Source organism: Bacillus sp. FSL K6-1366, assembly GCF_037976695.1.
In the GTDB taxonomy this organism is placed as follows: domain Bacteria; phylum Bacillota; class Bacilli; order Bacillales; family Bacillaceae; genus Bacillus; species Bacillus subtilis.
The window spans coordinates 3,122,501-3,135,658 of sequence record NZ_CP150268.1; the positions used below are offsets into that span (position 1 = coordinate 3,122,501).

General features: G+C 44.7%; 13 protein-coding genes, 4 tRNA genes and 1 riboswitch (1 of these 18 running past the window's edge). Of the genes, 13 read left to right on the forward strand and 4 right to left on the reverse strand.

Going from position 1 to position 13,158, the window contains the following annotated elements; genetic code table 11:
- The 4 genes from MHI44_RS16310 to MHI44_RS16325 form a co-directional block, all read left to right on the forward strand.
- A tRNA-Gly gene (locus MHI44_RS16310) sits at positions 1-41 on the forward strand (it extends 34 nt beyond the left edge of the window).
- A gap of 5 nt (positions 42-46) precedes the next feature.
- A tRNA-Cys gene (locus MHI44_RS16315) sits at positions 47-117 on the forward strand.
- A gap of 7 nt (positions 118-124) precedes the next feature.
- Positions 125-213 (forward strand) — tRNA-Leu (locus MHI44_RS16320).
- Positions 214-478: 265 nt separating this feature from the next.
- Positions 479-560 (forward strand) — tRNA-Leu (locus MHI44_RS16325).
- A gap of 78 nt (positions 561-638) precedes the next feature.
- On the opposite strand, the gene spo0M is transcribed toward MHI44_RS16325, so the two are convergent.
- Positions 639-1,415 carry a sporulation control protein Spo0M gene (gene spo0M, locus MHI44_RS16330; protein ID WP_003233481.1) on the reverse strand — a complete coding sequence of 259 codons (777 nt, stop codon included), beginning with the start codon at positions 1,413-1,415 and terminating at the stop codon, positions 639-641.
- Between the two features lie 141 nt (positions 1,416-1,556).
- On the opposite strand from spo0M, the gene MHI44_RS16335 reads away from it, so the two are divergent.
- On the forward strand, positions 1,557-1,760 hold the full coding sequence (locus MHI44_RS16335; protein WP_003233478.1) for a hypothetical protein: 204 nt from the start codon (positions 1,557-1,559) through the stop codon (positions 1,758-1,760).
- An 84-nt stretch (positions 1,761-1,844) separates the two neighbouring features.
- Here the strand turns inward: MHI44_RS16335 and MHI44_RS16340 are convergent, their stop codons facing one another.
- Positions 1,845-2,117 carry a spore coat protein gene (locus MHI44_RS16340; protein ID WP_010886449.1) on the reverse strand — a complete coding sequence of 91 codons (273 nt, stop codon included), beginning with the start codon at positions 2,115-2,117 and terminating at the stop codon, positions 1,845-1,847.
- Positions 2,118-2,158: 41 nt separating this feature from the next.
- On the opposite strand from MHI44_RS16340, the gene MHI44_RS16345 reads away from it, so the two are divergent.
- Entirely contained in the window at positions 2,159-2,851 is a 693-nt protein-coding gene (locus MHI44_RS16345) for a Type 1 glutamine amidotransferase-like domain-containing protein (protein ID WP_015715544.1), read from the forward strand.
- A gap of 69 nt (positions 2,852-2,920) precedes the next feature.
- Positions 2,921-3,028, forward strand: a riboswitch (TPP riboswitch).
- Between the two features lie 132 nt (positions 3,029-3,160).
- Positions 3,161-4,933: a phosphomethylpyrimidine synthase ThiC gene (thiC, locus tag MHI44_RS16350; protein WP_003233473.1), complete on the forward strand. Its 1,773-nt coding sequence runs from the start codon at positions 3,161-3,163 to the stop codon at positions 4,931-4,933.
- A gap of 37 nt (positions 4,934-4,970) precedes the next feature.
- Here the strand turns inward: thiC and MHI44_RS16355 are convergent, their stop codons facing one another.
- Positions 4,971-6,326 (reverse strand): FAD-binding oxidoreductase, encoded by a 1,356-nt coding sequence (locus MHI44_RS16355; RefSeq protein WP_339202433.1) that lies wholly within the window; start codon positions 6,324-6,326, stop codon positions 4,971-4,973.
- Positions 6,327-6,576: 250 nt separating this feature from the next.
- Here MHI44_RS16355 and senS point away from each other — a divergent pair, with 250 nt between their 5' ends.
- The gene (gene senS / locus MHI44_RS16360) at positions 6,577-6,774 is read left to right on the forward strand and encodes a transcriptional regulator SenS (protein ID WP_003245192.1); all 198 of its coding nucleotides are present in this window, start codon (positions 6,577-6,579) and stop codon (positions 6,772-6,774) included.
- A gap of 26 nt (positions 6,775-6,800) precedes the next feature.
- Here the strand turns inward: senS and katA are convergent, their stop codons facing one another.
- A complete protein-coding gene (gene katA, locus MHI44_RS16365; RefSeq protein WP_014476225.1) occupies positions 6,801-8,252 on the reverse strand; it encodes a catalase KatA in 1,452 nt (483 codons plus the stop codon).
- A gap of 406 nt (positions 8,253-8,658) precedes the next feature.
- On the opposite strand from katA, the gene MHI44_RS16370 reads away from it, so the two are divergent.
- The 5 genes from MHI44_RS16370 (at position 8,659) to MHI44_RS16390 (ending at position 13,062) form a co-directional block, all read left to right on the forward strand.
- Positions 8,659-9,426, forward strand: a complete 768-nt coding sequence (locus MHI44_RS16370) for an ABC transporter ATP-binding protein (protein WP_076457945.1) — start codon at positions 8,659-8,661, stop codon at positions 9,424-9,426.
- A 17-nt stretch (positions 9,427-9,443) separates the two neighbouring features.
- Positions 9,444-10,442 (forward strand): aliphatic sulfonate ABC transporter substrate-binding protein, encoded by a 999-nt coding sequence (locus MHI44_RS16375; RefSeq protein WP_003245431.1) that lies wholly within the window; start codon positions 9,444-9,446, stop codon positions 10,440-10,442.
- A complete protein-coding gene (locus MHI44_RS16380; protein WP_010886451.1) occupies positions 10,439-11,269 on the forward strand; it encodes an ABC transporter permease in 831 nt (276 codons plus the stop codon). The genes MHI44_RS16375 and MHI44_RS16380 overlap by 4 nt, the downstream gene beginning before the upstream one ends.
- 22 nt (positions 11,270-11,291) lie before the next feature.
- Positions 11,292-12,422, forward strand: coding sequence for an FMNH2-dependent alkanesulfonate monooxygenase (gene ssuD, locus MHI44_RS16385; protein WP_003245787.1), 1,131 nt, complete (start codon positions 11,292-11,294; stop codon positions 12,420-12,422).
- A gap of 103 nt (positions 12,423-12,525) precedes the next feature.
- Positions 12,526-13,062 (forward strand): hypothetical protein, encoded by a 537-nt coding sequence (locus MHI44_RS16390; RefSeq protein ID WP_339202435.1) that lies wholly within the window; start codon positions 12,526-12,528, stop codon positions 13,060-13,062.
- Positions 13,063-13,158 lie beyond the last annotated feature (96 nt).

A 13,158-nucleotide genomic window follows, 5' to 3' on the forward strand; every position in this document is an offset into this window, starting at 1 on the left:
CAAGGTGGGGGTCGCGGGTTCGAATCCCGTCTTCCGCTCCAATTACGGCGGCATAGCCAAGTGGTAAGGCAGAGGTCTGCAAAACCTTTATCCCCGGTTCGAATCCGGGTGTCGCCTTCTTATTGCCGGGGTGGTGGAATTGGCAGACACACAGGACTTAAAATCCTGCGGTAGGTGACTACCGTGCCGGTTCAAGTCCGGCCCTCGGCACCAATTTTACTTACATGGTAAGTTGAATTGGTGTTTGTGTTTTATCATTATAACTAATCATATTAATGATCTACATAAGTAGATCATTTTTTTAATGCTTTGATTTATCATAACAAGTTAAGTTCCGAGGCCTAGTATAAAGCGGCTGTATAGCTAGTCTTTCAACACTTTTATTTTATATTTCCATAAAAACTTTTTTGAAATACGTTGACACTTTATGAGATCCATGATATATTTATATTCGTCGGTTAGATACGACGTAAAACTTGCCGGTGTGGCGGAATTGGCAGACGCGCACGACTCAAAATCGTGTTCCTTCTGGAGTGTCGGTTCGACCCCGACCACCGGTATACTGAAAAACCCGTTTCTTAACAGAAACGGGTTTTTATTTTTTATTAAAGAAAAGGAACCGAGGCTCCTTTTTATACTTACTCAGCGTATTGGTCTAGGATCTCTTCTAGCACCTCTTCTAGCTCTTCTGTATCTTCAAGCTCTGATTGGCTGAAACGGACGCGTACAAGCTGTTCTCCGTCATTATACATCTCTTCCAACCACCCTCGGAGTCCTCTTGCTCTGCGGTCGACTTCGAAAATGATTTCCAAACCGTCTTCGTCTAAAAGGAAAATGAGCTCTAATTCATCAAGCATCTGACGATAATATCCGGAAGTCGGAACGAATTCGAATTCTTGAACGAACGGAAGACGACGCTGGAAGTAGGGCGCTTGTTCGCAGTCTGCTTCGTTAAGACGGAAGCCCAGGTTTTCGATTGCTTCAAGCACATTTTCAATCCAAGGGTGCGCTTCAACGAAAATGCGGTCATGATCGGATTTATCGATACCGCCTTGAATGTCAAGGTCTGTCACCACGGCAACCTCTACTTTCCCTACAGTGATCGGCGTATCTAGAGGCAGAGTGAATGTGAACGGAAATTGATGCTCTTCACCAGGCTGTATGGTAAATGAACCAGTGACCCGGAAAGAATGAATTGTAGCGTATTTCCGGTGCTCTTCATCGTCTTTTACAATGACATACCGTGTGCTAAGCTGTAAATCGATATAACGGATGTCCTGAGCGATTTTTCCGCCTTTGACATGTACCGTTCCCTGTACTTCTTCTCCTGGAAAATATGCGTCTTTTTCTAAAATTGTATCTACTTTTGCAGCTCCAATTCCGGCACTTGCCGCAAGCTTCTTAAAAAATGACATGTTAGATCTTCCCCTTTTTCTTTTTTCTCAACAGATATACGTAAGAAGGAGGAAAAAAGATTCGTTTGATTCATACTTTTTTCCTATTATTCGTCTCGGCCTAGGGACAGACTAAGAATAATATTGAAAATAAAGGAGTGGATGGAAGTGAATAAAGAAAGTTTGGTTGCAGATGAATTACACAGAATGTTTTTGGCTGGTGAGCTGCAAATCACAGTAGAGGAGGATATAAACAATATTTCCGAAAGGCTGAGAAACGGCGATCTCAGTTTAGACCGATTAAGCGGTGAAGACGTGTTTATAAAAGAAACGGTAAATGAGGCTTTAAGAAGAGTGGAGCAATAAAAAAGAGACGGCATCTCATCTTTGAGATCCCGTCTCTTTTTGTGGTCTTTGCTGTAAGATAAAAGCGAATCGATTTGGAATTGCTCACCCGAGCCACCCCTTTTCTAACAGAAGATCTGACAGTTCATCATGGAGATAAACAGCTGTATCTAATTGATCATGCAATGCTCTTCTGATGTGGGGATTTTCGGTTGCTGTTGTTGCGACAGTGTATTTGTTAATGCTGGTTTTTATTGTTGTTAACAAATCAAGAATATCTTTGGGACAAAGACTTTGTTCAATGGGAAACCACCTCCTTTGTTTTTTTAGCAGCTCCTGATAAGAAAGTATTTGACTTTGTTTCTTGCTTCTATACAAAATGCTATAATAAGCAACAAATTTTGTTGGGGGGTGTGATGATGAAGCAGATTATTGCGATGGGGGGCGGGGGTTTTTCGATGGAGCCGGATAATTTGTCCCTCGATCAATATATCCTCAATCAATCAAAACGAGAGCAGCCTCGTATTTGTTTTTTGCCGACGGCGAGCGGAGATTCCCAAAACTATATTCAGCGGTTTTATCATGCATTTCAAACATTGGATTGCGTGCCGTCTCATTTATCTTTGTTTAAGCCGCCATCATCAGATTTAGCTTCTTTTGTTATGGAAATGGACGTGATTTATGTTGGCGGGGGAAATACGCGGAATTTACTTGTGTTATGGAAAGAGTGGGGGCTGGACCATATTCTCAGGGAAGCATGGAAGAACGGTGTGGTTGTAGCTGGAATAAGTGCCGGTGCGATCTGCTGGTTTGAGGAAGGGGTGACAGATTCAGCCGGACCGCTGACAAGTTTGAAAAGTTTAGGTTTTTTGCAAGGGAGCTTTTGTCCCCATTATGACGGGGAAAAGGATCGGAGACCGGCATACCACCAGCTGATATCTAACAAGTTCTTATGCAGTGGCTATGCAGCGGATGATGGGGCTGCTCTCCATTTCATAAATGATCAGCTGTTTCAGACTGTGAGTTCAAGGTCGGGTGCAAAGGCATATCGGGTGATGATGGCTGAACATGAAATAGCTGAAATCCCGTTGCCGGTCAAATATTTAGGGTGAAATTGGCTGAATATTATCTATATTCCTCTTTTTTTCAGATTGATTTTATGATAAGATGAGTGCGAAATCAATAGTTACTGGGGGTGCCCGCTTTCGGGCTGAGAGAGAAGGCAAGCTTCTTAACCCTTTGGACCTGATCTGGTTCGTACCAGCGTGGGGAAGTAGAGGAATTGTTTTTGTTATTGTCTTGCTGGGCAATAATATGTTTCTTTCTGACTGTAACCGGGTTCATTTATATGAATCCGGTTTTTTGTGCTGGTTATGGGCTTGATTTTGTCCTTTCAAACTTAGAAAGGGGAAGGAAAAGTAATGCAAAACAATTCAGTGCAGCAAGCCAACATTTCCATTATGTCAAGTTTTTCAGGCAGCAAGAAGGTATACGTGGAGGGTTCTTCTTCGGACATCCAAGTGCCGATGAGGGAGATTGCATTGAGTCCGACGACGGGATCGTTCGGCGAAGAGGAAAACGCGCCTGTGCGTGTCTATGATACAAGCGGACCGTATACGGACCCTGAAGTAACCATTAATATTCAAGAAGGATTAAAGCCGCTCCGCCAAAAATGGATCACAGAGCGCGGTGACGTGGAAGAGTATGAAGGTCGGGCTATAAAACCAGAAGATAACGGTTATAAAAAAGCAAAACCAAACGTAAGCTATCCAGGATTAAAGCGGAAACCGCTGAGGGCGAAGGCAGGTCAAAATGTCACACAAATGCACTATGCAAAAAAGGGGATCATTACACCTGAGATGGAATTTATCGCCATTCGTGAGCATGTGTCTCCTGAATTCGTCAGAGACGAGGTAGCCAGCGGCCGGGCGATTATTCCCTCAAACATTAATCACCCTGAAAGTGAGCCAATGATTATCGGCCGGAATTTTCATGTGAAGATTAATGCAAATATCGGGAATTCAGCGGTTACGTCATCCATTGAAGAAGAAGTGGAAAAAATGACGTGGGCCATCCGCTGGGGAGCGGATACGATGATGGATCTCTCTACCGGAAAAGATATTCATACGACGCGTGAATGGATTATCCGCAATTGCCCCGTGCCTGTGGGAACTGTTCCGATTTATCAGGCGCTTGAAAAAGTAAACGGCGTAGCTGAGGATTTAACGTGGGAGATTTATCGTGATACGCTAATCGAGCAGGCAGAGCAGGGAGTGGATTATTTTACGATTCACGCGGGTGTTTTGCTTAGGTATGTACCGCTGACTGCCAAACGGACAACTGGTATCGTGTCACGCGGGGGAGCGATTATGGCGCAGTGGTGTCTGGCTCATCATCAAGAAAGCTTTTTATACACACATTTTGAAGAAATATGTGAGATTATGAAAATGTATGATATTGCTTTCTCTCTTGGGGATGGTTTGCGTCCCGGATCAATTGCTGATGCCAATGACGAAGCGCAGTTTGCTGAATTAGAGACGCTTGGAGAGCTGACGCAAATTGCCTGGAAGCATGATGTTCAGGTGATGATTGAGGGTCCTGGCCATGTTCCGATGCATAAAATCAAAGAGAATGTCGATAAACAAATGGACATTTGTAAAGAAGCGCCTTTTTACACATTGGGGCCGTTGACAACGGATATTGCTCCGGGATATGACCATATTACTTCAGCGATCGGAGCGGCGATGATCGGTTGGTACGGGACAGCAATGCTTTGTTATGTAACGCCGAAGGAGCATTTAGGGCTGCCAAACCGTGATGATGTTCGTGAAGGAGTCATTACATATAAGATCGCTGCGCACGCTGCGGATCTTGCAAAAGGGCATCCCGGAGCACAAATCCGGGATGATGCGTTATCGAAAGCCCGTTTTGAATTCCGCTGGCGGGATCAGTTTAATTTATCTCTTGATCCGGAGAGAGCCCTTGAATACCATGATGAAACCCTGCCTGCTGAAGGAGCAAAAACCGCTCACTTTTGTTCCATGTGCGGTCCGAAGTTTTGCAGCATGAGAATTTCACAGGATATTCGGGATTATGCGAAGAAAAACGATCTCAGTGAAGCAGAAGCCATAAATAAAGGATTAAAAGAAAAAGCAAAAGAGTTTGTCGATACGGGAAGCAATTTATATCAATAAAAAAGATGAAGATGGAGAATGCTCCATCTTCATTTTTTTAGAAAAACAGAGAGCGTCGAAGCGGAGGAATACTCTGTTCAAAGCGGAAAACATTTTCTGGATCATATTTCGTTTTGACACGGCGGAGTCGTTCAACGTTTTCGCCGTAATATGTTCTTGGCCAGTTTCTGATTTCGATATCTGGCCAATTTACGTAGTCTCCCATCGTTTCTCTCGAAAGGGACGTTCTCAGCCCCTCAATCCAGCGGACGTTTTGTCTTTTTTCTCCAGGGGATGTCCAGTTTGTTAAGTATTCCTGGGCAATGATTGCGTCACGATAATAAAATGCCGTTTGGTCGGGAGCGATCCGTCCGGCTGCCCCGCCGAGTGCTTGCTGCCAGATACTGGCGTTTTGATTCGGAGCGTGCTCTAAAAAGTGTTTTATTGTTGAGATCGCACGTTCTGATACTGGCTTTTCAATGAAAGAGCCGGAGCGTTTCATTTTTTGAGGCTGATTGCCTCCCGGGCTGTTAAAAAAGGTTACCGCTTCAATGAATGGCGTTGTTTTTACCATTCCGCTTGTCGGACTTCCTGCTTTCAATAAAGGCTTTAACAGTTTTTTTAACTCTGTTTTTGGCCCGACAAATTGGCCGAGGGCTTCTATGCGGTTTACTTCTTTAGGCCAAAACTCTATTGATGATGTAAGCCGGTCATCTGTATACGGGGCCCAGTGCTGCCACGTGTTAAATACTTCCTCAAAATCATCCCATCCCCATGTAATAGAAAAAATCGACACTTGAGAGATGGGCACTGCTTTAAATGTCATGGTGGTGACTATGCCGAAATTGCCTCCTCCGCCTCCCTGAGACGCCCAAAATAAGTCTGGATGATTTGAACAGCTGACTGTAATCAGATCAGCGCCCTCTTTTTCGTCTGCTACGATCATCTCAAGCTGCACGAGGCTGTCACAAGTAAGACCGGCAGCCCTTGTTAAAAGTCCAATTCCCCCTCCGAGAGTTAAACCTGTGAGCCCTACATTAGCAATGGTGCCTGCTGGAAGCGTCAGGCCGTATTGCCAGAGTGTCCGATAGACTTCTCCCAATTCAGCCCCCGCTTCAATATAGGCCAGCTTTTTATCCTGATTCACAGTTATTTTTTTCATCTCGCTTAAATCAATAACAAGACCGTTATTTAAAAGGGAAAAGTTCTCATAGCTGTGTCTGCCGCCTCTAATACGGAAAGGCACACGGTTTTCACGCGCCCATTTCAGCGCATTGAGTGCATCCTGTTTGTTTTGGCAAAACACAATGATGTCAGGATACCTTTCTAAGCTTAGGTTAATATTGGTTCTTGCTTCGTTATAGTCCGGATCATCCCGTGTCACGATACGTCCGGTCAATTTTGTCTTTTCCACACTCCCACATCTCTTTCTCTCGTATTCTAGTTTCTCTAGCTTATGCGTCAAGGGAAAAGAGTGTATAAGGAAAAAGCGGGGATGCAATCTGATACAGTGTCAACTCCCTTAAAAAATAGTTGACAGGTCGGTATTGTATGAATTAACATGGTCAGTACAAATTTTTCAAATTTATCGCGCTGATCGGAACACCGAAGGCTCTTATCGTTTAGATAAGGGCCTTTTTTGTATGAAAAAGGAGGGATTATTGATGGGAGTCAAAAAAGAAAAGGGGAGAAAACGATTCAGGAAGCGAAAAACCTACGGGAATCAGATTTTGCCGCTTGAGCTGCTGATTGAAAAAAACAAACGAGAGATTATAAACAGCGCGGAGCTCATGGAAGAAATTTATATGAAGATTGATGAGAAGCATACGCAATGTGTAACTAAATATAAAAAAACCCGCTGACTACAGCGGGTTTTTGCATTTCTACATTAAGCATCTTTTTTAATCGGCAATCCAAGGCCTTCTGCCACGCGTTTTCCGTATTCAGGATCCGCTTTGTAGAAGTGCTCGATTTGGCGCAGCTTGATTTCTTCTTTTTCTACCGGCTTCATAGCATTAACGATATTTTCAACAAGGCGGGTACGTTCATCTTCACTCATTAAACGATACAGATCACCGGCTTGAGTGTAGTGATCGTTGTGATCGTAGCTTACGCTGTCAGCGATGCCTTGTACCGGATATGCTGCTTGCTTATCCTCAGGTGACTCTTTTGGACCGCCGAAGCTGTTAGGCTCGTAATACACAGATCCGCCGCCGTTATCATCAAAGCGCATTTGTCCATCACGCTGATAATTGTTTACTTTGTTGCGTGCGCGGTTGATTGGCAGCGCTTGATGGTTTGCACCGACACGGTAGCGGTGTGCATCATGATAAGCAAACAGTCGGCCTTGAAGCATTTTATCCGGTGAAACATCAATACCAGGCACGAGTGTTCCAGGTGAAAATGTCGCTTGTTCTACCTCTGCAAAGTAGTTTTCCGGATTTCTGTCTAGAACCATGCGTCCGACCTCGATTAACGGGTAGTCTTTTTGAGACCAAACTTTTGTGACATCAAACGGATCGAAACGGTACGTGTTTGCATCTTCTAAAGGCATGATTTGCACATATAGTTTCCATGCAGGATAATCACCGTTTTCGATTGCATTGAAAAGGTCTTCTGTATGGTAATCAGGGTTTTCACCGGCAATTTTTGCTGCCGTATTGACATCAAGGTTTTTCACGCCTTGTTCCGTTTTAAAATGATATTTAATCCATACGCCTTCGCCTTCGGCATTTGTCCATTTGAATGTATGGCTTCCGAAGCCGTGCATGTGGCGAAGTGTTGCAGGAATTCCGCGGTCAGACATCAGGATTGTCACTTGGTGAAGTGACTCTGGTGAAAGTGACCAGAAATCCCATACAGCCGTAGGGTTTTTCAGGTGTGTTTTTGGATCTCTTTTTTGTGTATGGATGAAATCAGGGAACTTAATCGCATCGCGGATAAAGAATACAGGCGTATTGTTGCCGACGATGTCGTAGTTTCCTTCTTCAGTATAAAATTTAACAGCAAATCCGCGCGGGTCGCGAACTGTGTCAGCAGAGCCAAGTTCACCGGCAACTGTTGAGAAACGGATGAACAACGGTGTGCGTTTGCCGACTTCAGAAAGGAAAGCGGCTTTCGTGTATTTTGTTACGTCGTTTGTCACTTCAAAATATCCGTGTGCGCCTGCTCCTTTGGCGTGAACAACACGTTCAGGAACACGTTCTCGGTTGAAATGGGCCAATTTTTCGAGTAAATGTACATCTTGAATTAAAGTTGGTCCGCGAGAACCGGCAGTCATTGAGTTTTGATTATCTCCAACCGGAGCGCCCCAGCTAGTTGTCAGTTTATTTGAACTCATGTTATCACCTCTTGGAATTTATAAGAACATAATATCATCTCTAAGTAAAAAGTCAATATTATTTTATAATTATTATAAAATAGTTATCTCTATTAATCGATATCTAGTATCGAAAGTGTTGAAAAACCTTGTTGTAACAGATTTTTATGACACTTAATAATTTTTGGAGAAATAATTTTTCCTTCTCTATTTGCGAAACAAGCAGAGTAAGTGATAAACAAGGATATCAAAAATCGTATTTAAAAAATAGTTGACATATCGGAATAATTTGAATTAACATGTTATTCAAACAAAAAAACAATTGGGCAGCTGATCGGACCGCCGAAGGCTCTCATCTCTACAAGAACAGAGATGGGGGCCTTTTTGTTTTTTTGAAGGCGGGGTTGGCAGAAAGAGAGGGATAAAAGTGGCTGTGACCATCAGCATCAAAGAAAAGGCATTTGTTCAAGAGGGCCGCAAAAACACGGTCTTAGAGAACATAGAATTATCAATCGCACCAGGCGAATTTCTAACGCTTATCGGACCGAGCGGGTGCGGAAAAAGCACCCTGTTAAAGATTATTGCAGGGCTTGATTCTGAATATGACGGGAGTGTTGAAATTAACGGCCGCAGCGTAACAGCTCCGGGTATTCAGCAAGGATTTATTTTTCAGGAACACCGCCTCTTTCCTTGGCTGACTGTTGAGCAGAATATTGCAGCCGACTTGAATTTGAAGGACCCAAAAGTCAAACAAAAGGTGGATGAACTGATCGAGATTGTCAGATTGAAAGGATCGGAAAAAGCATATCCGCGCGAGCTGTCAGGCGGCATGTCACAAAGAGTAGCCATCGCCCGGGCCCTGCTGCGGGAGCCTGAGGTGCTGCTTTTAGATGAACCGTTTGGTGCACTCGACGCTTTTACAAGAAAACACCTGCAGGACGTGCTGCTGGATATATGGAGGAGGAGAAAAACAACGATGATTCTCGTGACTCATGATATAGATGAATCTGTTTATTTAGGAAATGAGCTTGCGATCCTTAAGGCCAAACCGGGGAAAATCCATAAGCTGATGCCCATTCAGCTGGCGTATCCGCGAAACCGGACGACTGCGGATTTCCAGGCGATCAGACAGAGAGTGCTGTCGGAATTCGAGAAAACAGAAGATTTGGAGTACGCAGAAGGATCAGGGATATAGAAAGGGCGGAAGCGGAAATGAAAAAAGGACTCATTGTATTGGTAGCCGTTATTTTTCTGCTCGCAGGCTGTGGAGCAAATGGAGCCAGCGGTGACCACAAACAATTGAAGGAAATTCGTATTGGTATTCAGCAAAGCTTAAGCCCCCTTTTGATCGCAAAAGAAAAAGGCTGGTTCGAAGATGCATTTGAAAAAGAAGGCATCAAAGTGAAATGGGTGGAGTTTCAAAGCGGTCCGCCCCAATTTGAAGGCCTTGCGGCAGACAAACTTGATTTTTCTCAAGTCGGTAATTCGCCTGTGATCGCTGGACAGGCGGCAGGCATTGACTTTAAAGAAATCGGTTTGTCTCAGGACGGCTTGAAAGCAAACGGCATCCTTGTCAATCAAAACAGCGGCATTCAAGACGTTAAGGGCTTAAAGGGGAAGAAAATTGCAGTCGCCAAAGGCAGCAGCGGGTTTGATTTTTTGTATAAAGCGCTTGATCAAGTGGGGTTGTCAGCTAACGATGTGACAATTATTCAGCTTCAGCCTGATGAAGCAGCTTCCGCATTTGAAAACGGATCTGTTGATGCCTGGTCCATTTGGGAGCCGTACTTGTCCTTAGAAACAATGAAACACGGAGCAAAAATCCTTGTGAACGGAGAAAGCACAGATTTATATTCACCGGGTTTTACTTTAGTAAGAACAAAGTTTTCAGAAGAGCATCCAGACGAAGTGGTCCGTTTTCTGAAGGTGTTTAATAAAGCCGTTGTATGGCAAAAGGAACATCTGGATGAAGCAGCGGACTTATATTCTGACATTAAAGATCTCGATAAAAAGGTCGTCGAAAATGTGCTGAAAAATACTGAGCCACTTAATGAGATCATCAGTGACGACATTGTGAAAGCACAGCAGGAAACAGCAGATTTTCAATTTCGAACAAAGGCGATAGATAAGAAGATTGATGTGAAGGATGTTGTCGATAACACTTTTATCAAAAAAGCATTAGAGGAGCATTCCTCAGGAGGTGATCAATGATGAAAGCAGAGGCTGCGGGCTCGCTGCCCAAAACGAATGCGGAAGCGGTGCGAAAAAAGCCCGGAAGGAAGAGATACGGCTGGATGAAGGGGCTTTTACTGCCCGCTGTCATCATTGCCATCTGGCAGGTCATCGGCGGGCTGGGGGTTGTGTCCGCTACAGTGCTGCCTACACCTGTTACGATTGTTCTGACCTTTAAGGAGCTTATTTTGTCCGGCGAACTGTTCGGCCATCTGCAAATCAGCATTTATCGGGCGGCACTTGGTTTTTTGCTTGGCGCGGGGCTTGGATTGATGATCGGGATTTTGGCCGGATTTTCCAAACGGACGGAGCTGTATCTTGATCCGTCGTTGCAAATGCTTAGAACCGTACCTCATCTGGCCGTCACGCCGCTGTTTATTTTATGGTTCGGATTTGACGAAGTATCTAAAATTTTGCTGATTGCGCTCGGTGCCTTCTTTCCTGTCTATATCAATACGTTTAACGGCATCCGCGGGGTTGACGCGAAGCTGTTTGAAGTCGCCCGGGTGCTTGAATTTAAATGGCATCAGCAGATATCCAAAGTGATATTGCCGGCAGCCCTGCCCAATATATTGCTAGGCATTCGCTTATCGCTCGGCATTGCATGGCTCGGGCTCGTTGTGGCAGAGCTGATGGGCTCAAGCTCGGGAGTCGGCTATATGATCATGGATGCGAGACAGTTTTCACAAACGAATAAAGTCTTTGCAGGGATTATCATTTTTGCAGTGGTTGGAAAGCTGACGGATTCCTTCGTCAGGCTGCTTGAACGAAAGCTGTTAAAGTGGAGAAACAGCTACGAAGGATAAAAGATATAAAGGGGAGATGAATATGGAAATTCTTTGGTTTATACCGACTCATGGAGACGCGAGATATTTAGGATCTGAAAGTGATGGACGGACTGCGGATCATCTTTACTTTAAACAAGTCGCGCAGGCGGCAGACAGGCTGGGATATACAGGAGTTCTTCTGCCAACGGGAAGATCGTGCGAGGACCCGTGGCTTACAGCGTCGGCACTGGCAGGAGAAACAAAGGACTTAAAGTTTTTAGTCGCGGTAAGACCTGGTTTAATGCAGCCTTCTCTGGCAGCCAGAATGACATCCACCCTAGACCGCATTTCAGACGGCCGGCTGCTGATCAACGTTGTGGCAGGGGGCGATCCGTATGAGCTGGCAGGCGATGGCCTGTTTATCAGCCATGATGAGCGCTACGAGGCAACAGACGAATTTTTAACCGTTTGGCGGAGACTTTTGCAGGGAGAAACGGTTTCCTATGAAGGAAAGCATATAAAAGTGGAAAACAGCAATCTGCTTTTCCCGCCGCAGCAAGAGCCGCATCCGCCCATCTATTTCGGTGGTTCGTCACAGGCTGGAATTGAAGCTGCCGCAAAGCATACAGACGTGTACTTGACATGGGGTGAGCCGCCTGAACAAGTAAAAGAAAAGATAGAAAGAGTCAAAAAGCAAGCGGCAAAAGAAGGGAGATCCGTTCGATTTGGCATTAGGCTGCATGTCATTGCCCGTGAAACTGAACAAGAGGCATGGGAAGCGGCAGAGCGCTTGATCAGCCACTTGGATGATGACACCATTGCCAAAGCGCAGGCAGCTTTGAGCCGTTACGACTCTTCAGGCCAGCAGCGGATGGCCGTCCTTCATCAAGGCGATCGGACGAAGCTTGAAATCAGCCCGAATCTGTGGGCGGGGATCGGCCTGGTCAGAGGAGGGGCAGGAACAGCTCTTGTCGGTGATCCGCAGACGATTGCCGACCGGATAGCGGAGTACCAGGCACTCGGCATAGAATCGTTTATATTCTCCGGCTATCCGCATTTAGAAGAAGCGTATTATTTTGCAGAGCTTGTATTTCCGCTTTTGCCGTTTGAAAATGATCGGACGAGAAAGCTTCAGAACAAAAGGGGAGAAGCGGTAGGAAACACTTATTTTGTCAAAGAGAAAAATGCATGAGTTTAACTAAAATACAGCCCCCCGAACATGGTATGATATTCAAAAAAAGGGGGCTTTTTTTCTGAAAACATTGAGAAGCGCGGCAGTCATTTGCCTCATAGCTATGCTGTCAGCATGCGGACATTCAAAACAGATGGAAATCAAAGCGGCGGACATATCAGATCTTGAAAAAAACAGAATGGATGTCGCAGCTTCACAGGCATTCACTGCCGAAGCCGTCAATATCGGTGAAGGTATTTCTTCAGCTGACATGTACATCGAACATTATCAAAAGGGAAAGCTTGTTGAGAGGTTTGGACCGGCTAGTGCAGATTATTCAGAGGAAAAAACTGATACCATACAATTTGTTTATTTTGAGAATGAAGAGGGGGAAGGAAAGAATAAACATACCACCATTCATTTTGGCATTGTGGATAAACAGGGAACTATAGCGGCTGATTCATCGGTGAAACGCGACGATAGCACAACACAGGAAATGACTCAGAATATTTCATCGCCGGAACCGATTACTTTCGAGAAGCCTGCTTTGATCGGCAGCAGTATTAGAGGGACTGACGAGACAATGCACACCTCTGAACATAAAAAAGAGCTCATTAAGCATCAAGATGCGTTACTGTATTATGTGGAATTGCATCATTAGAATGGGCGGCTTCAGGCCGTCTGTTTTACAAAGCGGTATGCTTGCTTTTTTGAATGGTGCATGATACATTTTAAATCGTAACAATTTCGATTTAAA

What these genes read in the sequence shown, in the direction of transcription:
- spo0M (WP_003233481.1), bottom strand. Translation starts at nt 1,415, where the DNA reads ATGTCATTTTTTAAGAAGCTTGCGGCAAGTGCCGGAATTGGAGCTGCA.
- MHI44_RS16335 (WP_003233478.1), top strand. Translation starts at nt 1,557, where the DNA reads ATGGAAGTGAATAAAGAAAGTTTGGTTGCAGATGAATTACACAGAATG.
- MHI44_RS16345 (WP_015715544.1), top strand. Translation starts at nt 2,159, where the DNA reads ATGAAGCAGATTATTGCGATGGGGGGCGGGGGTTTTTCGATGGAGCCG.
- thiC (WP_003233473.1), top strand. Translation starts at nt 3,161, where the DNA reads ATGCAAAACAATTCAGTGCAGCAAGCCAACATTTCCATTATGTCAAGT.
- senS (WP_003245192.1), top strand. Translation starts at nt 6,577, where the DNA reads ATGGGAGTCAAAAAAGAAAAGGGGAGAAAACGATTCAGGAAGCGAAAA.
- katA (WP_014476225.1), bottom strand. Translation starts at nt 8,252, where the DNA reads ATGAGTTCAAATAAACTGACAACTAGCTGGGGCGCTCCGGTTGGAGAT.
- MHI44_RS16375 (WP_003245431.1), top strand. Translation starts at nt 9,444, where the DNA reads ATGAAAAAAGGACTCATTGTATTGGTAGCCGTTATTTTTCTGCTCGCA.
- MHI44_RS16380 (WP_010886451.1), top strand. Translation starts at nt 10,439, where the DNA reads ATGATGAAAGCAGAGGCTGCGGGCTCGCTGCCCAAAACGAATGCGGAA.
- ssuD (WP_003245787.1), top strand. Translation starts at nt 11,292, where the DNA reads ATGGAAATTCTTTGGTTTATACCGACTCATGGAGACGCGAGATATTTA.
- MHI44_RS16390 (WP_339202435.1), top strand. Translation starts at nt 12,526, where the DNA reads ATGCTGTCAGCATGCGGACATTCAAAACAGATGGAAATCAAAGCGGCG.